Annotated in this window: 19 protein-coding genes; 12 read left to right on the top strand and 7 right to left on the bottom strand. The window is 58.6% G+C overall.

Annotated elements, in window-relative coordinates; all coding sequences use genetic code 11:
* Positions 1–24: 24 nt before the first annotated feature.
* Complete coding sequence (locus tag ABTW55_RS17990; RefSeq protein WP_041035869.1) at positions 25–1,077, top strand: porin; 1,053 nt, start codon at positions 25–27, stop codon at positions 1,075–1,077.
* 67 nt (positions 1,078–1,144) lie between these two features.
* Here ABTW55_RS17990 and ABTW55_RS17985 read toward each other — a convergent pair whose 3' ends face one another.
* On the bottom strand, positions 1,145–1,975 hold the full coding sequence (locus ABTW55_RS17985; RefSeq protein WP_060421778.1) for an alpha/beta fold hydrolase: 831 nt from the start codon (positions 1,973–1,975) through the stop codon (positions 1,145–1,147).
* 220 nt (positions 1,976–2,195) lie between these two features.
* Here ABTW55_RS17985 and ABTW55_RS17980 point away from each other — a divergent pair, with 220 nt between their 5' ends.
* The 11 genes from ABTW55_RS17980 to ABTW55_RS17930 all read left to right on the top strand — a co-directional run bounded on the left by ABTW55_RS17980 (position 2,196) and on the right by ABTW55_RS17930 (position 16,400).
* Complete coding sequence (locus ABTW55_RS17980; protein WP_060388020.1) at positions 2,196–3,599, top strand: coniferyl aldehyde dehydrogenase; 1,404 nt, start codon at positions 2,196–2,198, stop codon at positions 3,597–3,599.
* 259 nt (positions 3,600–3,858) lie between these two features.
* Complete coding sequence (gene katG, locus ABTW55_RS17975; RefSeq protein WP_039565197.1) at positions 3,859–6,054, top strand: catalase/peroxidase HPI; 2,196 nt, start codon at positions 3,859–3,861, stop codon at positions 6,052–6,054.
* Positions 6,055–6,245: 191 nt separating this feature from the next.
* On the top strand, positions 6,246–6,827 hold the full coding sequence (locus ABTW55_RS17970; protein WP_060421782.1) for a hypothetical protein: 582 nt from the start codon (positions 6,246–6,248) through the stop codon (positions 6,825–6,827).
* Complete coding sequence (locus ABTW55_RS17965) at positions 6,824–7,273, top strand: hypothetical protein (RefSeq protein ID WP_060421785.1); 450 nt, start codon at positions 6,824–6,826, stop codon at positions 7,271–7,273. The genes ABTW55_RS17970 and ABTW55_RS17965 overlap by 4 nt, the downstream gene beginning before the upstream one ends.
* Positions 7,266–7,625 carry a DUF805 domain-containing protein gene (locus ABTW55_RS17960; RefSeq protein WP_060421788.1) on the top strand — a complete coding sequence of 120 codons (360 nt, stop codon included), beginning with the start codon at positions 7,266–7,268 and terminating at the stop codon, positions 7,623–7,625. Before ABTW55_RS17965 ends, ABTW55_RS17960 begins: the two co-directional genes overlap by 8 nt.
* A gap of 586 nt (positions 7,626–8,211) precedes the next feature.
* A complete protein-coding gene (locus ABTW55_RS17955) occupies positions 8,212–9,009 on the top strand; it encodes a glyoxalase (RefSeq protein WP_080431157.1) in 798 nt (265 codons plus the stop codon).
* Positions 9,010–9,053: 44 nt separating this feature from the next.
* A complete protein-coding gene (locus ABTW55_RS17950) occupies positions 9,054–10,340 on the top strand; it encodes an alginate export family protein (protein ID WP_230199926.1) in 1,287 nt (428 codons plus the stop codon).
* 502 nt (positions 10,341–10,842) lie between these two features.
* Positions 10,843–12,225, top strand: a complete 1,383-nt coding sequence (locus ABTW55_RS17945) for a serralysin family metalloprotease (protein ID WP_043147680.1) — start codon at positions 10,843–10,845, stop codon at positions 12,223–12,225.
* 417 nt (positions 12,226–12,642) lie between these two features.
* On the top strand, positions 12,643–13,782 hold the full coding sequence (locus tag ABTW55_RS17940) for a tail fiber domain-containing protein (protein WP_039565187.1): 1,140 nt from the start codon (positions 12,643–12,645) through the stop codon (positions 13,780–13,782).
* A gap of 242 nt (positions 13,783–14,024) precedes the next feature.
* Positions 14,025–16,109 carry an S-type pyocin domain-containing protein gene (locus ABTW55_RS17935; RefSeq protein WP_230199925.1) on the top strand — a complete coding sequence of 695 codons (2,085 nt, stop codon included), beginning with the start codon at positions 14,025–14,027 and terminating at the stop codon, positions 16,107–16,109.
* A 15-nt stretch (positions 16,110–16,124) separates the two neighbouring features.
* Entirely contained in the window at positions 16,125–16,400 is a 276-nt protein-coding gene (locus tag ABTW55_RS17930; RefSeq protein ID WP_071796825.1) for a hypothetical protein, read from the top strand.
* Positions 16,401–16,567: 167 nt separating this feature from the next.
* Here ABTW55_RS17930 and ABTW55_RS17925 read toward each other — a convergent pair whose 3' ends face one another.
* From ABTW55_RS17925 to ABTW55_RS17900, 6 genes are all read right to left on the bottom strand, one after another.
* Entirely contained in the window at positions 16,568–17,620 is a 1,053-nt protein-coding gene (locus tag ABTW55_RS17925) for a nitronate monooxygenase family protein (RefSeq protein ID WP_060421799.1), read from the bottom strand.
* A 96-nt stretch (positions 17,621–17,716) separates the two neighbouring features.
* A complete protein-coding gene (locus ABTW55_RS17920) occupies positions 17,717–19,327 on the bottom strand; it encodes an MFS transporter (RefSeq protein ID WP_060421803.1) in 1,611 nt (536 codons plus the stop codon).
* Positions 19,320–19,745, bottom strand: coding sequence for a DoxX family protein (locus ABTW55_RS17915; RefSeq protein WP_033635204.1), 426 nt, complete (start codon positions 19,743–19,745; stop codon positions 19,320–19,322). The genes ABTW55_RS17920 and ABTW55_RS17915 overlap by 8 nt, the downstream gene beginning before the upstream one ends.
* A 9-nt stretch (positions 19,746–19,754) precedes the next feature.
* Complete coding sequence (locus ABTW55_RS17910) at positions 19,755–20,585, bottom strand: alpha/beta fold hydrolase (RefSeq protein ID WP_060421806.1); 831 nt, start codon at positions 20,583–20,585, stop codon at positions 19,755–19,757.
* A gap of 142 nt (positions 20,586–20,727) precedes the next feature.
* The gene (locus ABTW55_RS17905) at positions 20,728–22,122 is read right to left on the bottom strand and encodes an MFS transporter (protein ID WP_181423047.1); all 1,395 of its coding nucleotides are present in this window, start codon (positions 22,120–22,122) and stop codon (positions 20,728–20,730) included.
* A gap of 174 nt (positions 22,123–22,296) precedes the next feature.
* A complete protein-coding gene (locus ABTW55_RS17900) occupies positions 22,297–23,487 on the bottom strand; it encodes a sugar transporter (protein ID WP_060421811.1) in 1,191 nt (396 codons plus the stop codon).
* Positions 23,488–23,655: the final 168 nt, after the last annotated feature.

Below are 23,655 nucleotides of genomic sequence, written 5' to 3'. Positions count from 1 at the left end.
GCCGCGCACAGGGACGGTGTCATCATGATAAAATGCAATCCGCGTTATTTTTCGGCGGGCATGCTTTTCCCCCTGCTGGCCCTATTACCACGCGGCGCCTTCGCCGTGTCGTTGACGGGGTCGCAGCAAAACAGCCTGAATTTCTACGGCACGATTATCGCCAGACGCTACAGCGGCCAAAACGCGCGCGACGACGGCGACCGCAGCTACCTCTATTTCGGCCTGATAGGCAAAAAAAAGATCGCGCCGCGCTGGCGGGCCTACGCCCACTGGGAATATACCGTCAGCTTCGCCGACGCGACTCGCAACAGCACCCGACTCGCCTATATTGGGGTGCAAAACGCAACCTTCGGCAGCCTCGATATCGGCCGCAATTGGGGCGTGCTCTATGATGTGACCGCCCTGACCGATCGCTCTCCGCTGTTTAGAGAGATGGCCTACAACTACATCGACAATTTTATGCGCGGCCGGGCGCGTAACCTGCTCACTTACCGCCGCCCCTTCAGCCTGTTTCAGCGGCGCGCCGCACTCGCGTTGCAATATCAGTTCAAAGACGGCGACGACCGGCAAACGCCGGGCAAACAAAACGGCAACGGATTCGGCCTCTCCTTCCGTTATGCGCTGACGCCGACGCTCAGCCTCATCGCCGCCGCCTCGGCGTCTCAAACCACGCAGCGGCAACAACGCGCCGCCGGCTATCGCCGGCGCATCGATACGCTGGCCGAAGGGGTTCTCTATGCGTCGAAAAAAATCTACCTTGCGGCCGTGTTCACCCAAAGCGACAACGCCATCAGCCCGCAACAAACCGCTAACCGCGGTTCGGCGTCAAGTTATGAAGCGCTCGCCAAATACCGGCTGACGGACCACATCCAACCCAACATCGGCTATACCCGTTTGATACAGACCCGGGCAGGCCGGAACATGGACTTATTGAACTATGAGGAGCTGGGGGTCACCTGGTTACTCAACAGCAATATGCAGGTGTTTATTAACTATGAATTCAATAACCTTTCGCAGCACACGCCCGGCGTCGATGCCTCGGACAAGCTCGATATGGGCATCAGCTATCACTGGTGATCCGCTCTCCCTCAGCCAATAAAAAGCCCCGCCCGGTGAAGGGCGAGGCTCGCGACGCGTTGAGTCTTTAGCTGTTCACGAACGCCAGCAGATCGGCGTTGACCTTATCGGCATGGGTGGTCGGGATGCCGTGCGGCGCGCCCTTATAGGTATTGAGCGTGCCGTTCTGCACCAGCTTGGCCGACAGCACGCCGGAGTCCTGATAAGGCACTACCTGATCGTCGTCGCCGTGGATCACCAGCACCGGAATGGCGATCTTCTTGAGATCTTCGGTGAAATCGGTCTGCGAGAAGGCGACGATGCCGTCGTAGTGCGCCTTGGCGCCACCCATCATGCCCTGGCGCCACCAGTTCCAGATAATCGCCTCCGACGGTTTGGCGCCCGGGCGGTTATAGCCGTAGAACGGGCCGGCGGGCACGTCGTAATAGAACTGCGCCCGGTTGGCGGCCAGCTGCGCCTGGAAATCATCGAACACCGATTTTGGGGTGCCCTGCGGATTGGCGTCGGTTTTTACCATCAGCGGCGGCACCGCGCTGATCAGCACCGCTTTGGATACCTTGTCCTCGCCGTGGCGCACGATATAGCGCACCACCTCGCCGCCGCCCGTCGAGTGGCCCACGTGCATCGCGCCCTGCACGCCCAGGTGTTTTACCACCGCGGCGACGTCATCGGCGTAGTGGTCCATGTCGTGCCCTTCCCACACCTGGCTGGAGCGGCCGTGGCCGCGGCGATCGTGCGCAACCACGCGGAACCCTTTGTTCACGAAGAACAGCATCTGGGCATCCCAGTCATCGCTGGACAGCGGCCAGCCGTGGTGAAAATAGATAACCTTGCCGTTTTTGGGGCCCCAATCCTTGTAGAAAATCTCGACGCCATCGCTGGTCGTTACGTAACCCATGTCGTTTCTCCCATTTACACTTTGGTTAAAAAAGAAGGTTTATACTGCGCGCGGCGCCGGGATCTCTGGCTCCCTCATCCCGGTTGGCCGACGATCTTGCGTTGATCGTTTAACGAGTATAGGTTTAAAGTTCACTTTAAGGTCAAACACGATTCGGCAAACCGCATTCCCGCTTTAACTCGGCATCAGGAGAATTCAAGTGCAGGGAGATGACATCCTCATGACGATGGAGCAACGGCTTGCCGCCCAACGTCATGCCTTCCTGCGCGACGGCGCACCGACGATCGCTCAGCGCAAGGCCGCCCTGCGCCGCCTGCGGAGCGCCATTTTGGCCCAGCGCGACGCGCTGACGGCGGCCGTCAGCGCAGACTTCGGCCACCGCTCGCCTTACGAAACCGACATCCTGGAGATCCTGGTCACCGTGCAGGCGATCGATTACCTGCTGCGCAATCTGAAGCGCTTCATGCAGCCGGAACGCCGCCACGTCGCCCTGCCGTATCAGGCCGGGCGCGCCTACGTGCAGTATCAACCCAAGGGCGTGATTGGCGTCATGGCGCCGTGGAACTATCCGTTTTCGTTGACCTTCATCCCGCTGGCCACCGCCCTGGCCGCCGGCAACCGCGTGATGCTGAAACCTTCGGAGCTCACGCCGCGCACCAGCCAGCTTATCGAAACGATGCTGGCAGCGCTGTTTCCCGCCGATGAGGTCGCCGTGGTGACCGGCGGGCCGGACGTCGGGGCCGGGTTCAGTGAGCTGGCGTTCGATCACCTGGTGTTCACCGGCAGCACGGCGATCGGCCGTCAGGTCATGCAGGCGGCCGGTAAAAATCTGGTGCCCTTGACGCTCGAGCTGGGCGGCAAAAGCCCCGCCGTCGTGGCGCCCGGCGCGCTCACCGCCAGAACCGTTAACAGCCTGGCGTTCGGCAAGCTGTCGAACGCGGGCCAAACCTGCATCGCGCCCGATTTCCTGCTGATCCATCAGGACGATGTGGAAAACTTCATCGCGCTCTACGACGCGGCGGTCAAAGCGTTTTACCCCGACGGGCCGACGAGCCATGACTACGGCGCCATCATCAACGACAGGCACTACCACCGTTTGCAGGATCTGCTCACCGACGCCCAGGCGCGGGGCGCGCGGATCGTTCCGGTGGGCCACCGCCCGGACTCGGCGGTGGAACGGCCGAAAACCCTCGCCCCCACGCTGATCGTCGGCGCCCCCGACGACAGCCGGATCATGCAAGAGGAAATCTTCGGGCCGCTGCTGCCGGTGCGCACCTACGCCGCCTTTGATGAAACGATCGACGTTATCAACGCCGGGCCGCGCCCGCTGGCGCTGTACTACTTTGGCCCAGGCGGCACGCTGCAGGACAGGCTGCTGGCGGGCACCACCTCCGGCAACGTCAGCGTCAACGCCACCCTGCTGCACTTTGCCCAGGACGATCTGCCGTTCGGCGGCATCGGCCCCAGCGGCATGGGGGCCTGTCACGGCATCGAAGGATTCCGGGCGCTGAGCCATGCCAAGGGCGTCTTTATCCAAAGCCGCTGGCGCTTCACCGATCTGCTGCGCGCGCCGTTCGGCAGGCTGGCGGACGCGGTACTCAAGGTGATGCTGCGGCGCCGATAGAGCGCCGCGCTGACTATCAATAACACAGCCATGAATCGCCGCAAGCTATCACAGTATTCAATCATTCCTATTTTATCTCTCCGCCGCCGCTGACTAAGCTTAGCCATGAGTCGCCCTTTGCCCGTTAGCGGCCGGGGCGATGTGATTCCATTGAGTTCAGTTATTTAGCGCAACACCCGACGCAAGCCTTACCCGCATGCCTTGTTAACCGCTCCACGCCCGGCGGCTGGAGCACCCTTACGGAAGCAGAGAGCGCATTATGACAACTGAAAGCAAATGCCCGTTTTCGGGCGGCAAACAGCCCGCACCGCAGAACGGCCCCACCAATCAGGATTGGTGGCCCAATCAGCTCAGCCTGAAACCGCTGCATCAGCACTCCCCCCTGTCCGATCCGATGGATAAAGACTTCAACTACGCCGACGCCTTCAACAGTCTCGATCTGGCGGCGGTCAAACAGGATCTGCACGCCCTGATGACCGACTCGCAGGAATGGTGGCCGGCGGACTTCGGCCACTACGGCGGCCTGTTCATCCGCATGGCCTGGCACAGCGCCGGCACCTACCGCATCGGCGACGGCCGCGGCGGCGCGGGCGAAGGCCAGCAGCGCTTCGCCCCGCTCAACAGCTGGCCGGACAACGTCAGCCTCGACAAGGCGCGCCGCCTGCTGTGGCCGATCAAACAGAAATACGGCCGCAACATCTCCTGGGCCGACCTGATTATCCTGACCGGCAACGTGGCGCTGGAATCGATGGGCTTCAAAACCTTCGGCTACGCCGGCGGCCGTGCCGACACCTGGGAGCCGGACGACGTCTACTGGGGCTCGGAGAAGATCTGGCTGGAGCTGAGCGGCGGGCCAAACAGCCGCTACTCGGGCGACCGCGATCTGGAGAACCCGCTGGCGGCGGTGCAGATGGGCCTGATCTACGTCAACCCGGAAGGCCCGGACGGCAACCCCGATCCGGTGGCCGCCGCGCGCGACATCCGTGAAACCTTCGCCCGCATGGCGATGAACGACGAAGAAACCGTGGCGCTGATCGCCGGCGGCCACACCTTCGGCAAGACCCACGGCGCCGGCCCGGCGTCTAACGTCGGCGCCGATCCGGAAGCGGCCGGGCTGGAGTCGCAGGGCCTCGGCTGGCACAGCACCTTCGGCACCGGCGTCGGCAAAGACGCCATCACCAGCGGCCTGGAAGTCACCTGGACCACCACCCCAACCCAGTGGAACCACGATTTCTTCCGCCATCTGTTCGAATACGAATGGGAGCTAAGCCAAAGCCCGGCCGGCGCGCACCAGTGGGTGGCGAAAGACATCGGTGAAACCATTCCCGACGCCTTCGATCCGAACAAGAAACGCCGCCCGACCATGCTGACCACCGACCTGTCGCTGCGCTTCGATCCGGCCTACGAGAAGATTTCGCGCCGCTTCTATGAGCATCCGGAAGAGTTGGCCGACGCCTTCGCCCGCGCCTGGTTCAAGCTGACCCACCGCGATATGGGGCCGCGCCCTCGCTACCTCGGCCCGGAAGTGCCGCAGGAAGAGCTGATTTGGCAGGATCCGATCCCGGCGGTCGATCATCCGCTGATCGACGAGCAGGACATCGCCGCGCTGAAAAACGCCGTGCTGGCTTCCGGCCTGCCGGTATCGGCGCTGGTCTCCACCGCCTGGGCTTCCGCTTCGAGCTTCCGCGGTTCCGACAAACGCGGCGGCGCCAACGGCGCGCGCATTCGCCTGGCGCCGCAAAAAGACTGGGCGGTCAACCAACCTGCGCAGCTCGCCGCGACGCTGGCCAAGCTGGAGAGCATCCAACGCGCCTTCAATGATGCGCAGGCCGGCGGCAAGCGCGTCTCGCTGGCGGATCTGATCGTGCTGGCCGGCGCGGCGGGCGTGGAACAGGCGGCGAAGAACGCCGGTTTGGCCCTGACGGTGCCGTTCGCGCCGGGCCGCATGGACGCTTCGCAGGAGCAGACCGACGTGGACTCCTTCGAGGCGATGGAGCCGCTCGCCGACGGTTTCCGCAACTTCCTGAAGGGCAAATACCGCGTGCCGGCCGAGACGCTGCTGGTCGACAAGGCGCAGCTGCTGACCCTGACCGCGCCGGAAATGACGGTGCTGGTCGGCGGGCTGCGGGTACTCGGTGCCAACGTCGGCGGCACGCCGCACGGCGTATTCACCCAGCGGCCGCAGGCGCTGACCAACGACTTCTTCGTCAACCTGCTCGACATGGGCACCACCTGGCACCCGGTGGGTGAGGACGGCCTGTTCGAAGGGCGCGATCGCCGCAGCGGCGCGGTCAAATGGACCGGCACCCGCGTCGATCTGGTGTTCGGTTCACACGCGCAGCTGCGCGCGCTGGCCGAAGTCTACGGCAGCGCCGACGCGCAGGAGAAGTTCGCCCACGACTTCGTCGCCGCCTGGAACAAAGTGATGAACCTCGATCGTTTCGATCTGGCGTAACTAAGCGACAGCACAAAGCCCGCCACGGTAAACCTGGCGGGCTTTTTTTATTTAAGAGTAAAAAACCGACGACACAACACATAAAAATGACTAACTGATTGATAAATTTTATAACCCCATGATAGGTTAGGCGATTAAATGCATACAAAGACAATTTAAAAATATTAAAAATCAATAAAATAGGATTAATCATGGACGATATTAATGTTTACGGAGAAACAGGAATATTTATCATTAAAGAACAAATTTTCAGCAAGAATGGACTCCCGTCCATAGGACACTTCTCTCCTTCTGCTGTACAAATCCAGCGCTACGTCTACCAATTGCGTAAGGAACAAGAGGTTTTTTGGGAGGGGCGAAAGATCGACTATACACAGCTCGGCATTTGGGAAAAATTTAAATTACTGATGGGCAACGACTTGGTCAGTAGAGACAAACAAGGAGGTAACACCCTCTATTCTCTGGAGTTCGCCGGATTTGAAACAAGAGTAACACCTCTGGATGGAGCAAAAGCACCTCTCCCCGACTTTTTAGGGAAATCCTATAAGATTAACGTACCCACACCATACATTTATGGCCAAGATCCTATCTCAGAGATGAAGCTCTATGGCAGGAAAGACGTCTCATTCATTATGAGCAACGGTGGACAATCAGCCCCTACTGCAATGGCAAAATACAACAAGACGACCAAGAATCTGATAATGATCCGTACTGAACTAGAAATGAAAAATTTGATGTTATCCTTGAGCAGCGCCAAGGAGCTGAAAAAATGAAGAAAATGATGCTGTTCATTAGTCTGATAGTCATTTATGGTTTTATTGGTTATTTTCTGCACCTCCCTATGGCAAAGCTCTACTTTTCCGGGAAAACATTGTTTGTTTCTGACGTTACAGCAACGGTTGTTACCCAGTTCAAGGTTGCCGGGATTTTCATTTTATGCGGCGTCATCATCCTGACGCAGATCGTACTGACAAAAAAATCAAAATCTCTTAGACGATATGCCGTTATCTATAGCATTTGGGTGGGTATCCACTTCGTCTACCTTCTCTTCATCTTGATGCTTAAGAGCAAGTTCCTGGAACCTCTTAACAAAATCCCGATGGATGCAATTGCTCTTGAACAGTTTAACTTTGCTGGCCCGGCGCTTATTTCTCTGGCTCTAACCTGTTTGTCGCTATGGCTCGTCAACAAGTCGGGACAATCAGAACGCAATGTCTAAACAATCGAGAATCCTGAATAGTCTACTCAACTGTTACAAAAAGACCTTCACCTACTCAGGCCGCGAAAGCCGTGGGCCTTACTCAATGCTGCTTTTGTGCCAGCACGTTTGGTTTCTGTTTTATCTCGCCGTTATCGCCAGCAAGGTGAATGAAATTTCCATTTTCGCGCTTGCGGCGTTTTTACTCCCCATGCTAGCAGCCAATGTGCGCCGTTTGCATGATGCGGGTTACTCCGGTGGTTGGTGCCTGACATGGTTCTGCTTCACACCCTATGTAATGCTGATCTTCGCGCTGCTCCTTCCCGCTAAGAACATCAATAACCCTTACGACGATCGCCCAAACCTGGCGTAAGCCCCCTCAACGGCCTGCTTCGGCGAGCCATAGCTGGCGCCGCGATATTCTCTTTACCCGCTTATTCGTATTTACTCAACAAGTCATATAAAAATTTGATGGGCGGCAATTCTTTTAATGCTGTATTTATATTTAGACGGCAATGAAGACCGTAAACTCAGCTGGCTAATGCGATATATCCCATCCAGGAGAACACCGTTATGGATTATCTTCGATTCGCCTCAGCGCGCGGCGAGGCGGGCCTTATGACCCTCGCCGTTCCTTAGCGACAGCGGGCTTAGCCGGCAAAGGCACCCCACCGTTTTTATGCCAATAAAAAGAGAGGTTCTGCACCTGCGCGATATTCGCTTAGGCGCCAGAATTTCGCCCTTATTTAATGTTTCACGACGCGCATTGCGTTTTTAGTTTTTATTTTTCAGCCGACGGGAAAGCTCACAGGAAATCACGCTTCACTCAGGAAAATAACCGCTACCTGGAGGTCATCATGCAAAATATTATCGGTATTTCTTCTCGTCGGCTGAGGATATCAGCCCTTGCGCTGCTGGTCCCTGCCGTATCATGGGCGGCCGATACGGCGTCTCTCGCCGTGGGGCCGCAATATGACACCACCCATGTCTACGTCGAACGCGGCAAAATGGATGCCTTTGTCGACAGCATCCTGAAAACCTTCGGCGGCACCAGCACCGAACGCGTGCTGGTCAACGTCACGCCCACGCCGAGCAAAACCTACTCCCAGCTGATACTGACGCCGGCCGGCAGCTTCTCGGTGTTCGATTTCAAAACGCCGATCCCGCACCCATTCGGCGCCGAGCGCAACGGTTTTCTGGTCAGGGATATGGATGCCGCCATCCGCCAGGCCAGGGCCGCCGGCGCCGATGTGCAGGTTGCGCCTTTCGACGATCCGATCGGCCGCGACGCGGTGATCCAGTGGCCCGGCGGCGTCAACATGCAGCTCTATTGGCACACCAAGGCGCCCAACTACAAGCCGCTGCTGAGCGTGCCGGAAAACCGCCTGTATCTCTCCGCCTACCGCGTCGACGATTTCCTGAAAAGCTACCAGGCGTTCTCGCACGCCACGGTGATGAGCGACGAACAGGTCAGCGATACGACGATCGGCCGCAGCGACAACGGCAAGATCCGCCAGATCGAACTGGACTCGCGCTTCGGCAAAACGCGCATTTTCGTCACCGACGGGCATCTGCCTTATCCGTTCGGCCATGAGCGCACCGGCTATGGCGTCGACGATCTGCCGGCCACGCTGGCCAAAGCGACGGCCAGCGGCGCGCAGGTGCTGTGGCGTTCGACGGCGGCGGAACGCCGCGCCTCGGCGCTGGTGCGTTTCCCCGGCGGCTACATCGCCGAAATTCACCAGACGGCTAAATAAACCCAAGGCGCGCTGCGGCGCGCTTTTTTCTTCGGATATCCATGATGAAACGCACGCTTCCCGCACTGTTGCTGTTCTCCACGCTCCCCACTCTGGCGGCGGAACCCGTCACTTCACCCTGGAAAAACATTCCGTTGGGTGATGCGGCCACCCTGTCTTTCGACGGTTCACTGCGCGAGCGCTATGAATGGACGGATCAACGCGATCTGAGCGGCGGACGCGACGACACCTTCATGCAGCGCCTGCTGATTGGCGCGCGCCTCGACTATGGCGACGACTTTGGCGCCTATGTGCAGTTGGGATCGTCGCTGGCCACGCCGCGCGATCGCGGGCGCAAGCCGACCGACGAAGATCATGCCTATCTCGGCCAGGGCTATGTGGACTTAAAACTACCCACCGCCTACGGCCTCGGCACCCTGCGGGCCGGCCGCCAGGAGATTGCGCTGGGTTCGCTGCACCTGATGGGCACCCGCGACGGCCCCAACGTGCGCCGTTCTTTCGACGCCATCCGCGCCAGCTGGGCCAAGGATAAAAACCGCCTCGACGCCTTTATCGGCCACCCCGTCACCCTCAAAACCGGCAGTTTCGACGACGATACCGACAACAGCCAAAAGGTGTGGGGGCTGTACGGCACCACGCCGCTGGCAGCGCTGGCATCCTCGCTCGATCTCTACACCTTCGGCTTTGAGGATAGCGATGCCCACTACGCGCAGCTCAGCGGGCAAGAGCGGCGCTATACCGTCGGCGCGCGCATTTTCGGCGCGGCGCAGGGATTCGACTGGGACAACGAGGCCGCCTGGCAGTTCGGCAGCGCAGAACAGCGCGACATCCGCGCCTGGTCGGCGTCGGCGCACGCCGGGTATAGGATGAGCGACTGGCGCTGGCAGCCGCGCTTTGGCGGCAAGATTGGCATCGCCAGCGGCGATAAAAACGGTCACGATGGGCAGCTCAATACCTTTAACGCCATGTACCCCAAGCTGCCCTACCTGACCGAAAACGGGCTGGTGGCGCCGGCTAACCTGATCGCCATTCATCCTTCGGTCACGATTACGCCGTGGCAAACCCTGGCCATCGACTTCAGCTGGGACGCGTTGTGGCGGCAACGCCGCGAGGATGCCTTCTACCTCGGGCCGATGCGCCCGGTGAAGGGCAGCGCGCAGGGCTCGCGCTTTATCGGCAATCAGTATCAGGTCGAAACCATCTGGACGCCGCGCAGCGATCTCCAGTTCAAGGTGGCCTATGTCTACTTCGACGTCGGCCACAGCCTGCAGCAGCATGCCGGGCTGAAAAACATGAACTTCATCCTGGCGCAGGGCACCTACAGTTTTTAATTATCAGGCAAGTTAATCGGTGTACGCGGGCGCCCTTAATAATCCCTTACTCAATTAATGACGTTCGCCGGCGTGTAGCCGCCTATATGCATTGCGGCAATGGTGGCTACTCGCCGCTATTCACAGATGAAAATTAATGAAAAGCAAAAAGATAAATCAGTTACGTAAACTCCACGAGCCAATTACAGAGTAATATTAAATAAAGATTTAATTCCACCTGGTTATTGAAGTGCGCCTTTTACATATATCTTATGTAAAAGATTCATATAAGAATAACTCATTAATAAAATAATTATGCCTATACTGCTTTCAGCCAACCATTGCGCGCCATTAATTCCTCACCGTGATTAATGATAAGGACATATCCCGCTTGAGTGCGATATTCAAGCCAGACCAAGGAGGCAAGGCCAATGATAACCCAATAACCCCCCCTATTTTCAAACCTGTGTACGAGCATATAGAGCGTTAAGTGCAATATTGTCAACGTCCAAAGGAGTTTGATATGTCATTAGCTACCGATAAAATCTCAGATTATTTAACCGATTATGAAAGAGGCGATCGCGAGGGAAGCAGCAAGCCTTCATACGCCACGGAAGACGTTTCAGATCTGTTGCTGAGGAGCCATTATTCCGCCAATGGCAAAGGCGTGACTGACCATGCGGCAACAATAACCTACTCTTTCCCCGTGTATACCGACAGCGATAAGCCAGGATCCGCACAACTTACCGCCGCCCAACAGGCCCAAACCAAGCTTTCATTGCAGTCCTGGTCAGACGTGGCCAATATCACCTTCACCGAGGTCAAAGGCACCGATGCCAAAAGTGCTGATATAAAGTTTGGTTTTTATAAGGCGGCCAGCGGAGGCAATTACACCTCCTATGAAAGTACGCAAAACGACCTGAAAAGCACCATCTGGATCAGCGGCAACAAAGGCTACGACGCTTCGAATCCGCAGACCAATAACTATGCCAGGGATACGCTGACCCACGAAATAGGGCATGCGCTCGGGCTCTCCCACCCCGGAAACTATGATGCCTCCAACGCGACCTACCCCACCTACACCAACTCGGCGAAATATTATGAGGACGACCATCAATATTCTTTGATGAGCTATTTTAGTGAACAAAACACCGGCGCCGACTATAAAGGCGTATGGCCCTCGGGGCCGCAGCTGGATGATATTACCGCCATTCAGAAGCTGTACGGCGCGAACACCACCACGCGCACCGGTGATACCACCTATGGTTTCAACTCGAATACGGATCGAGACTTTTTGAGCGTTAAGGCGTCCACGGACAAAATCGTGGCGGCTATCTGGGATGCCGGCGGCAACGACACGCTGGATTTTTCAGGCTACAGCCAAGATCAGCGCATCAACATTAACGAAGGCTCATTCTCAGATGTGGGCGGATTGAAGGCGAATATCGCCATCGCCTATGGCGCGCAGATTGAAAATATCATCGGCGGCAGCGGCGCCGATATCTTAGTGGGCAACGCACTGAACAATACGCTCAAAGGTGGCGCAGGCAACGATATCATTTACGGTGCCGACGGCGCCGATCAGCTCTGGGGCAATGCAGGCGCCGACACCTTCGTCTTCAGCGCAGCCGACGACAGCCAGGCCGCCGCGCCGGACTGGATCCGTGATTTCCAAACGGCGGTGGATAAAATCGATCTGTCGTGGCTCAACCAGACGGTTAAGGCCGAGGGGGGCGAGTTGCACTTCGTCGATAATTTAAGCGGCTCGCTGTATGAAGCGGCGCTGAATTATGACTCGCAGCAGAATGTCACCGATCTGGCGATCAATCTCTCCGGCCATAACCAGCCTGATTTCCTGGTTAAAATCGTGGGGCAGGTCGACGCTTCCGCCGATATTCTCGTCTAGCCAAGAAATCCGCAGTCCGGCGCGAACGCCGGACTGTTTATCTCTTTTCAGGCCTGCCGATGGCGTTTTTTGCGCGGTTCCCACATCACCAAAGCAGTAAATGGGTGTGAGGAGCAACGGAACAATAAACGCACTTAAGCAGTCAATTTAAATGACTATTATTCTATAAATCAATAAGTTATTACGTCATCGCCAGAAATCATCCGTTCTTCTTTCTTGTCTCATCCATCACACAGCAAATGATAGTCATTATCATTTGATATCTATTCCTGATGCTCATAACCTACTGTTCATGCATACAGTTTTCGTAATTTTTAACCATCTTCGTCTTAAATGCGCAGCGTCGTTAACTGTCTGTAAAGCGTTACCATGTGCCATTTCCATGGCAGGAACTTATTAATAAACTGAGGAATTATCATGGCTGAACAAAAGAAAAATGCCCAGGTACAGAGTGGCGTCAACGACGACATCACCGAACTAAAGTCGCTGACTACACTGCGCAAACGGGTCGTCAGCGACGGTGAAATCGTCTCCAAATCTGCCAACGGCTTTCGACTGGCCAACGGCAACACCGGCGTAATGTTGCGTAACGACGGCAAGGATTTTTATGCCCTGACCACACCAACCGGACAGGCACAGGACGGGCAGTGGAACACGCTGCGCCCCTTTTCGTTCAATCTGGCTTCCGGTCGGGTGGCACTGCGCAACGGCGTAGATATCTCCGGCGGGGCGATGGTTTCGCATAATGCCGACATCTCCACTGCGACCACCGGCCCGGCTCCGCTTATCAACGGGCAGGTCTATAATGCGGCAACTATACATACCAAATTTACCAGCGGTAATATCACCACAACCATGCTGATGGGGTCACGCGTGGTCGCCGGCAAAGAGGATTATGGCCTGCTCTCTTACCGCGACTGGCAGGGAAACTGGAATGAACTCCGGGTCAAACCCAATGCCGAGCTGTCTGTTGGACAACTGACCAAGCGCAACGCTCACGGCTGGTTCACTGCAAGCCCGCCTGAGAATGTCGATAAATCGCAGGAATCCCTTACCAACGGGCTTTATTTACCTAATCCAGGTAATAAACACGTAAAAATTTATCACCACGACCATGTGAAGTACAACGAGCTGGTCATTAACGTGAGTGACGGCAATAAAAATAGCTGGTTCGTTTTCAAAGAAGACGGCTATGCCGTCACCGGCGGCGGGTGGAACATCAGCTCTGACGTCCGTATGAAAACGGAAATAACCCCAATCGACGGCGCCCTGGACAAGCTGGCCAACATCGGCGGCTACACCTACCTCAAACAGGGCGTGCCGGAAGCCGGCGTGATTGCACAAGAAGTGGAAGAAATTCTCCCCCAATCCGTGACCCAGACCGAGCTGAAACTCAATGACGGCAGCGTGCTGAAAGACGCCCGCAGCATCAATATCAACGGCGTAGTCGCGTTGCTGGTTGAAGCGCTTAAGGAAGAATGCTCACTGCGCGAAGCAGAACGAGAGGCTTTTGAAAGACGACTGGTTGCCTTGGAAAAAGGCATTGAGCGCGCCTGATTAACAATATTGGGGGGTTAGCACTGAATACCTCTCAGCGCCTTTACAGGCGAGTACCACGCTTACAACACGATGACGGAAAGGAACTCAATTATGAATGGATTTAATTACGGTGATGGTAAAGGAAGGGAGCGTCAAGGCGGTGTAAATGCAGAAGCTGCTTCCCGGTTCAATAATGTCTGCGTTATTCGCAGCTCGGCTGCGCGTCGATTACATCGTTCTATTTGAAGAGGGATCGGATTATGACACGATATGAAGATACAACGCAGTATGAACGCGATGTAATGACTTCAATGGGATACAAGTGGAATGGACATGGGTGGCAACGAGGGTTTGACTTATCAGATAGCAATATGGTTGTAGAAGCATGGGTTGGCGAGGGTTTACCTGATAGACAGAAGGAATTGAGTAATATTACCCATATCTGGGATCAAAAAATTTCCGATATTAATAAACCGATAAGTGCTTTTGCTCCTGAAGATGATGATATCACGCCATTCAGTAATGAAGCAAAAGAGAGTTACCGTGAGGATTCAGATACAGCCATTCAGTTTGCAGCTAATAAAGCAAATGAAATTGACAACCAAATTAAAGAAATTCAAAAGGATATTGACGCATTAAGCAAGAAAGCTGAAAGTAGTCAACTGACTGAGTTCGAGAAAGCAAACCTAAAAGTAATTATTAGCAAGTTAAAGGTAAGTAAAGAACGCCTTACCATTCTTCGAAATGAAGCTAATAAACGAAAAGTACATCAGGAATATTTAAAGCTGAATAATGAAGACTGGTTCTTCTCTAGAGAAAAGCCCACCTCCTGGGTTAGGGAGCAGCAATCATTAAACAGAAAGGAAATGGGTAAAAAACTGGAAGAAGAGAAGAGAATACAGTCAGAAATTGACACAGCCAAACAAAATATTGAACATTTAGAAAATGAACAGCGTGAGAAGGAAGAGGAAGTCCGCAAAGCTGAGGAAGCTCGCAAGGCAGAGGAAGCCCGTCGAGCTGAAGAAGCCCGCAAAGCCGAAGAGGCCCGTAAGGCAGAGGAAGTCCGTCGAGCTGAAGAAGCCCGCAAGGCTGAAGCAGCTCGGAAAGCGCTGTTCGCCAAAGCCGGCGTACTGGACGCCCCGGTCTATACACCCGGCATGATAAAAGCGGCCAATGCCGCGATGGCCACGGCCGGGGTCATGGTGCTCAACCGCGCGGGCGGTATGGTACAATTATCAACATGGATCAACAGCGTGATGACCAGCGCCAGTGAGCTGGCCGGCTGGGTATCCGGTGGAGTGTGGCGCGGCGCCGTCGAAGTTTCCCGGGTTACCACGCTCACTGCGGTAGCTCCGGCTGTCGGCGCCTTCGTTGTCGGATTCTGGCCGGGGAAAGCCGGTGAAAGTCAGAGCGATATTGATAAATTGCTGGGTCGTGATTTAACACAGATGTTTACCGTTCCGGCCAGCCTGGTTGCCGCAGGGAAAACACCGATTCAGCCGGAAATGACCACGGTCGATTTACCGATGCGCGGGTTTATTCGCAGAGGGAATAGCGGTCAGCAAGAGGTAATACTGGTCAAAACAGGAACGGGCGGCGTCTCCGCTACCGTGCCGGTGTATCGGCCGGTTCGCGATGAAAAAACCGGCCTGGACCGGATAACCTTGCCGGCGGTTGCCGGTGCGCCGGGGCGAACCATTTTGATAAACCCGGGCACCGCCCCGTCGGGTCCGTGGCATACCGGCAATCCTGCGTCTGCAGCGCCGGTAACGCCGGTGCATACCGGTACGGAGATAAAGCAGGCCGACAGTATCGTCACGACGACGTTCCCTGCAGATGACATGCCACTGCAGGATTTTATCTACTGGCAGCCTGATGCAACGGGAACCGGTGTTGAGCCTGTCTATGTCATGCTCAGTGGTATCTATGGTGAAACTAACGCTAAAGGGCAATACAGTGGTCGCGACTACAACACGGACAAGGCCGGTGGCCCAATTCAGAATCTGGACTGGAAAACCGCCACCATTGACCGCGCCGGCGTGGACAAAGTGAAGCTGCATACCGAGCGGTTTGGCGAATCTCCCGATAACAAGGTGATGATTGACCGCCTGGAAAATATCCTGAAGGGAGAAATACAGCCCACCGATACCGACAAGCGTTTTTACACCCACGAAATCAGGGAATTGGAGCGTTATAGAGCAGTTGGTGTTCCTGATGGAATATCACCTGATGACGATGGTGCTACATGGAATAACACTCATACGGCGACGTTGGAAGATTACAAATTAAGTAGCGATCGCTCTCTGTTATATACACCAGAAGCATTAAAAGCTGGTGATGAATAAATCTGGAGGTTATATATGATTGATTTTAAACCTATGTTTGAAAATGAACAAATCCGAGACATAGTTTTATTCTTGTCGGGACGAAAAGAAAACGGGATATCTCATCCTCAATTAGATGGGTATTGCACTATGTATGGTAATAAACGTATATCAAACATTGAACTGATTTCATTAGTGAAAAGCATGCGAGAAAAAGGGGATGTATCATCTAATGGAAAAGGTGGCTATAAAAGAGGTCCAAACTGGAAAGAACCCGCATTCGTAACCGAGAAAAAATACGGTATTGAGTAATTACCAGTGCCTTCCATAAGTGCGTTTTAAGCAGCGTCCAACAAACGAGAGTTTGTTGGACGTTTTCGTTGATGGCTAATTCCACGCCAGATTGGTTTTCAGTCCAGCCCTGGGGCAGAAAACAACGGTTTTGGCTCCGTTGCTCCCCCCAAATCGCGCAGACGAGCTCACACCGCCTCCAGCTCCGCCGCCAGGGTGGCGACCAGCTCCGCCGCCGGCATCGGCCGCGCCAGGCCCACGCCCTGCCCGGCCCACAGCGACATAAACTCTCCGCGCCCGGCCTTGGCCGCCGCCTGGCGGATATCGCCGGTGAGCGCGTTCTGCACCGGATAAGGCAGGATTTGCGCCTCTTCCGCGCGCATCTGGCGCATGAAATCATTGACGATGCCGCGCGCCGGGCGGCCGCTGAAGGCGCGCGTCAGGCGCGTGCTGTCATCGCCGGCGTTGCGCAGCGCCGCCCGCCAGGCTTCGGCGATGCCCGACTCCGGGCTGCACAGAAACGCGGTGCCCAGCTGCGCCGCCTGCGCGCCCAGCAAGCGCGCAGCCGCGATGCCGCGCCCGTTCATGATACCGCCCGCGGCGATCACCGGGATCTTCACCGCCGCCACCACCTGCGGCAGCAGGGCCATCAGGCCGACGCAGGATTGCTCGATATCGCCAAGGAAAGTCGGGCGGTGGCCGCCCGCCTCCGAGCCAGAGACGCAAACGAAGTCGGCGCCCGCCTCTTCCCAGGCGCGGGCTTCCGCCACCGTGGTGGCGGTGCCGATCACCCGCGAGCCAGCCTTCTTGAACTGCGTGACCGTGGCGCGCGGCAGCACGCCGAAGGTGAAGCTGGCCACCGGCGGCGCCGCCTCCAGCAAGGCCGCGATCTGGTCACGGTTGTTTTCGGCGAATTGGGTGGGGATCGGCGGCTCGCTCAGCCCCAGCGCTTCGCGGAACGGCCGCAGCAGGTGCTGGGCGCGCTTGAGCTCAGCGAGATCCGGGTGCTGCTCATCGAGCAGAAACAGGTTGATATTGAACGGCCCGGCGGTCTGCGCGCGGATCTGCTGCACCCGTTCGAGGATCACCGCCGGTGAAAACAGCGCCGCCGCGCACGAGCCCAGCGCCCCGGCGTTGCTCACCGCCACCGCCAACGCCGGCGGCGACGCGCCGTTCATCGGCCCCTGAACGATCGGATAGCGCAGCCCAAGCTCGCGGGCAAAAGCAGAAGGTGCCGTCATCAATGTGTCTCCCTGTGCTGACTACATTCGTCTTACGGCGGCCGCGCCGCCGAACCGACCAAAAGCATAGCACCTTCTCACCGCCTGGCCGTGCAGTTAATGCTTCACCTGCCGCCTGTCCAGCGACAGGAAGTGATGCACCACCGGTTTCTCCGGCCCGATATGGAAGCGCAGCGCCGACTGCTGCAGATCGGCGTCGGCGTGCGACACCCGCTGGTGCTGCCGCAGGTGCTCCGCCCAGGACTCCACCAGGAACCACTCCATGATGCATTCCGGATCGCCGGTGTGCTCGGTGATGCCCCAGGCGTAAGCGCCGTCGCGGCGGCGTGCCCGCTCCAGCATCAGCAGCGTGCGCAAGAACTGCGGCCGATCCTGTTCGCGGATGCGGTACTCCACCTGAATCATCACCGGGCCGCGATCGTTCTCGACCGGCGTGTTGACCAGCGGCTCCGGCCAATGGTTCGACGGCTGCAGATCGGCTTCGCCGGTCGGCAGCCGCAGGCGGTGGAACAGCAGCCCCGCCGCCAGCAGGCCGACGCCGCCGACCAGCAGCGTGGCGGCCACGCCCAGCTCCTGCGCCACCAGCCCCCACAACAGGCTGCCCGCCGCCATCGCGCCGTTGAACACCATCAGGTAGATGGCCAGGCCGCGGCCGCGCACCCAGTTGGGCAGCACGCCCTGCGCCGCGCCGTTGAGCGTGGTCAGCGCGATAATCCAGCCGGCACCCAGCACCAATAGCAGCACCACCGCCAGCCACTGCGGCGGCGCCAGCGACAGGGCCGCCATCACCACGGCGGTCAGCACCGCTGCCAGCAACACCAGCCCGTCGGCATTCAGCCGCTGGCGCAGGCGCGGCAGCGCGATCGCCCCGAGGATCGCCCCGGCGCCTACCGCCCCCAGCAGAACGCCGTAAAAACCGGCGCTGCCGCCCAGCATGCGGCGCGCCACCAGCGGCAGCAGCGCCCAGACCGAGCTGGAGAAGGCGAAGAACACCGCTGCCCGCAGCAGTACCACGTGCAGCTCGCGGCTGGAACGGGCATAGCGCAGGCCGGCGCGGAAGGCGCCGAAGAAGTGTTCCGACAGGCCGCTGTCCTCGGCCTTCGGCCGCTTCCACCACAGCAGCGCCGCGATCACCAGCACATAGCTCATCACGTCCGCGCCGTAGGCCGCGCCGGCGCCGAAACTGGCCAGCAGCAGGCCGCCGGCCGCCGGGCCGATGGAGCGGGCGATGTTGATGCCCAGCGAATTCAGCGCCACGGCGTTTTTCAGCTCGGTGCGCGGCACCAGCTCCGGCACGATCGCCTGCCAGGTCGGCCCCATCAGCGCCGCACCGATGCCGCCGACAAAGGTCAGCGCCAGCAGGTATTCCACCGTCAACGCACCGGTCTGCGACAGCAGCAGCAGGCTGCCGCTGACGCAGGCCAGCAAAATTTGCACGAAGATCAGAAAGCGCCGCCGATCGAGGATGTCCGACAGTACCCCGGCCGGGATCGCCAGCAGGAACACCGGCAGCGTAGCGGCGGTCTGCATCAGCGCCACCGCCGAAGGGTTGCTCGACAGATCGGTAATCAGCCACGAGCTGGCGACATCGCGCATAAAACTGCCGACGTTGCCGAGCACCGTGGCGCCCCACAGCACCGCAAATAAGGGGATTTTCAGCGGCGCGAAGCCGCCCGCCGCAGCCTTGTTTTCCGTCTGTTCAGCCATCCGTTCGCTCCTTCAAATCGTTAAATGCCACCAGCAACAGCGCGCCGGCCAGCCCGAGGTGTTCAAAAAATCCGTTCATCATCTGGCCGCGTTCCGCCCCGTCGAACTGCCAGAACGGATTGGCCATCAGCGTCGCCATCAGGGTGAAACCGGCCAGCGCCAACGCGCCGAGCCAGCGGTAAAAGCCGCTCAGGATCAGCGCCGACGCCGCCAGTTCCAGCAGCGTCACCAGCACGGCGAACAGCGCCGCCGGCTGCAGGCCGAAGTGGGTCATCTCGGCAACCGCGCCTTCGACGTTCAGCGCCTTGACCAACCCGCCCTGGATGTAGGCGGCGCAAATGGCGAGCAGCAGCAGCCAGCGCACCGCGGGCGCATGCAGCCGCTGCGCGCAGCGGGCGGCGATAGCAGTCAGGTTCATCGCGCCCCCTTAGAACGGCGAATTCTGGATAAAGGCCAGCAGATCGGCGTTGAAGCGATCGGGATCGACCTGCGCCAAGCCGTGAGCGCCGCCGGCGTAAACGTTCAGCTCCGCCTGTTGCATAAGCTTAGCGGCTTTCAGCGCCGAGGCGCCGATCGGCACGATCTGATCGGCGTCGCCATGCACCAGCAGCGTCGGCCTGTCGATCGCCAGCAGATCGGCGGTGAAGTCCACTTCGGAGAACGCGCTCACGCCGTCGTACTGCCCTTTCATGCCGCCCTGCATGCCCATCAGCCAGAAGTGGTCGATCAGCCCCGCATTGCTCTCCACCTCGTCGCAGTGGAGACCGTAGAACGGCACCGCCAGATCTTTGAAGAGCTGCGAGCGGTTGTCCGCCACGCCGCTGCGAATGCCGTCGAAGGCCGCCATCGGTGCGCCTTCCGGGTTGGCCGGCGTTTGCAGCATCAGCGGCGGCACGGCGCCCACCAGCACCACCTTCGCCACCCGATCGCTGCCGTGGCGGCCGATGTAGCGCGCCACTTCGCCGCCGCCGATGGCGTGGCCGACCAGGATCAGATCGCGCAGATCCAGCGTTTCGATCAGCAGAGCCAGATCGTCGGCGTATTGGTTGATGTCGTTGCCGTGCCAGGTCTGATCGGAACGGCCATGGCCGCGGCGATCGTGGGCGATCACCCGGAACCCGCTCTGGCCGAAAAACAGCAGCTGGTTGTCCCAGGCATCGGCGGACAACGGCCAACCGTGGGAGAACAGGATCGGCTGGCCGCGGCCCCAATCCTTATAGAAAATGCGCGCGCCATCGGGCGCGGTGAGGATGCTCATGACGTGTTCCCCGCTCGGTATTGAATTGGATTTTGTACCGGGTAACAGTACGGCAGGCGCAAAGGCAGTGATAACGGAATAATTTTCGCATGATCGCGAGTTTTTTTGCTGAAGAGGCCGGCGTCACCGCCGGCGCAAAACGTCAGATGTTTTCCAGATCGATACCGCGCGTTTTCGGGCCGAACAGCCCGATCACCAGCATCACGATCAGCATGCTGGCGACGATAAACGCGATCACCCCCAGCGAGCCGCCGTACTGCAGGATAATGCCGATGATGATGCTGCTGAACACCGTCGACAGCCGGCTGAAGGAGTAGCAGAAACCGACGGCGCGGGCGCGAATATGGGTCGGGAAGATCTCGGATTGATACGAGTGGTAGCTGTAGGTCAGCCAGGCGTTGGACCAGGTGATGAAGAAGCCGCACAGGATCAGCCACAGCGGGTTGTTCTGCAGCGCGAACAGCGAGCCGAAGACCACCGTCACCAGGCAAGACAACACGATCTGCCACTTATTCTCCATCTTGTCGGCGTAGAAGCTGCACAGCAGCGAGCCCAGCGGATAGGCCAGCGTGATGAAGAAAGCGTACAGCAGGCTGTGGGTGACCGATGCGCCCTTGCCCGACAGCAGCGCCGGCAGCCAGTTGCCGAAGCCGAAGAAGCCGATGGCCTGAAAGAAGTTCATCACCACCAGCATCAGCGTGCGATCGCGATACTGCGGCGCCCAGATGTCGCGAAAGCGGCCGCGCAGCGGCGCCCCCTCAGCATCGTCCACCGGGCGCGACGGGAAGTCCGTAGCCGCCACGCCGCAGCGCCGTTCCATATCCCGCATCACCTGCCGGGCCTGCGCATAGCGCCGCTGCTGCACCAGCCAGCGCGGCGACTCCGGCAGCCCCTTGCGCACCAGCCAGATCACCAGCGAGGCCAGCGCGCCGGCGATCACTACGTAGCGCCAGCCGCTCAGGCCCCAAATCGTCTGCGGCACCAGCCACCAGGACATCAGCGCCACCGCCGGCACCGACAGGAACTGCACGAAGAACGCGAAGGCGAAAGCCCGGGTGCGCAGATGCGCAGGCACCCACTCCGTCAGATAGGTGTCGATGGTCACCAGCTCGATGCCGAGCCCGACGCCCACCAGAAAGCGCAGAAAGATCACCCACTCCGCCTGCTGTTGAAACGCCAGCAGCAGCGAGAAGGCGCCATACCAGATCAGGGCGAACATAAATGTGGCGCGGCGGCCGAAGCGATCGGCGTACGGGCTCAGCAGGCTGGCGCCGACGAACAGGCCAAGAAAGGTGGCGGAGGCGAAGGCCGCCTGGTCCGATACGCCGAAGACGCCCTGCGCGCCGGTGTGGAAAATGCCGTCGGCGATAAGGCCGGTGCTGATATAGCCGGTTTGGAACAGATCGTAGAGTTCGAAAAAGCCGCCCAGCGACAGCAGAATGATAAAGCGCCACAGGCCGGCCGACGCGGGCAAGGCGTCGATTCTGGCCGCCAAATCCCGCGCATGGATCGGCGACGCCGCTACAGAGTCACTCACCGTTAACCTCGCATTAACATTTTTGATGACTTTCTATGCTAGCGAAGCGGCGTCGGAGTTAAATTTTTAATTAGCAGACTATGAAAAAAAGTTAAGCATAAAACGCTGCAGCAGCCTGTTTTATAGCAGGAAAATGCAACGCGGGATGCCGTAGCGGCATCCCGAATCGGTGGCTTAACGGCTGGGGTGCTGCTGCAGCCGTTCGCTGCGGTAGAAGCTCAGCAGGCACCAGCCGAGGGCGATCAGCGCCAGCGGCGCGGCGACGAAGCCGATGTTGCCCATGCCCAGATGCAGGCTCACCTGGTTGCCCAGCAGCGCGCCGCTGCCGATGCCGAAGTTGTACAGGCCGGAGAAGATCGCCATCGCCACGTCGGTGGCGTCCGGCGCCAGGCTCAGCACTTTGGCCTGCATCGACAGGCCGATGGCCATGATCGCCATGCCCCAGAAGATGCACAGCACCGTCAGGTGGCTTTCACTGCCGGCGGCCGGCAACAGCAGCAGCAGGCTCAAGGCCAGCAGCGCGATGGCGCCGATAAAGAAGCCGGAAGGAAAACGCTCGCTGTAGCGGCTGAACAGCAGGCTGCCGACGATGCCGGCGGCGCCGAACAGCAGCAGCATCAGCGTGGTGAAGTTCTCCGACAGCCCGGCCACGGTCTGGATAAACGGCTCGATGTAGCTGTAGGCGGTGAAATGCGCCGTCACCACGATGACGGTCAGCATGTACAGCGCCAGCAGCGCCGGGCGTTTGAACAGCAGCGGCACGCTGGCCAGCGAACCGGAGTGCTCGCTTTTCAGCACCGGCAGCAGGCGCCACAGCAGCACCAGCGCCAGGGTGGCGCACACCGCGATGCCGATAAAGGTCATGCGCCAGCCGAGCAGCTGCCCCACCACCCGCCCGAGCGGCAGCCCGAGCACCATCGCCAGCGCGGTGCCGCCCGCCAGCAGGCTCAACGCCTGGGCTTTCTTGCCCGGCGGCGCCACGCGGATCGCCAGCGAGGCGGTGATCGACCAGAACACCGAGTGCGCCAGCGCCACGCCGGCGCGCGAAATGACCAGCGTGGTGAAGTTCCAGGCCACGGCGGTCAGCACGTGGCTGGCGATAAACAGCATGAACACGCCGATCAGCAGCTTGCGGCGCTCGATTTTGCTGGTCAGCAGCATGCACGCCAATGAGGCGGCGGCGACGATCCAGGCGTAGATGGTGATGATCAGGCCGACCTGTTCGGTTTGCATCGAGAAGCTGGCGGCGATGTCGCTCAGCAGACCGACCGGAATAAATTCGGTGGTGTTGAAGATAAAGGCCGAGACGGCGAGGATAACCACGCGCAACCAGGCGGTTGAGCGCGAAACGGGAGCGTGTTCCATGGTAAACAAAATCCGGACAGGTGCGGGCAAGTCGCGATATTTTAACCAACCGGCCCGCTAAATGCGATACGCGTCACACTTTAATTGTGTGGTTTTTTTCGCCGCATTTCGACACATTCGCAGACACACGGTTGCACAAATGCTGTGCTAATCTATTGAAGCGTACCA

The organism is Serratia sp. SM04 (assembly GCF_040280225.1).
Classification (GTDB): Bacteria; Pseudomonadota; Gammaproteobacteria; order Enterobacterales; family Enterobacteriaceae; genus Serratia; species Serratia sarumanii.
This window is presented reverse-complemented; position numbering and strand designations above follow the sequence as displayed.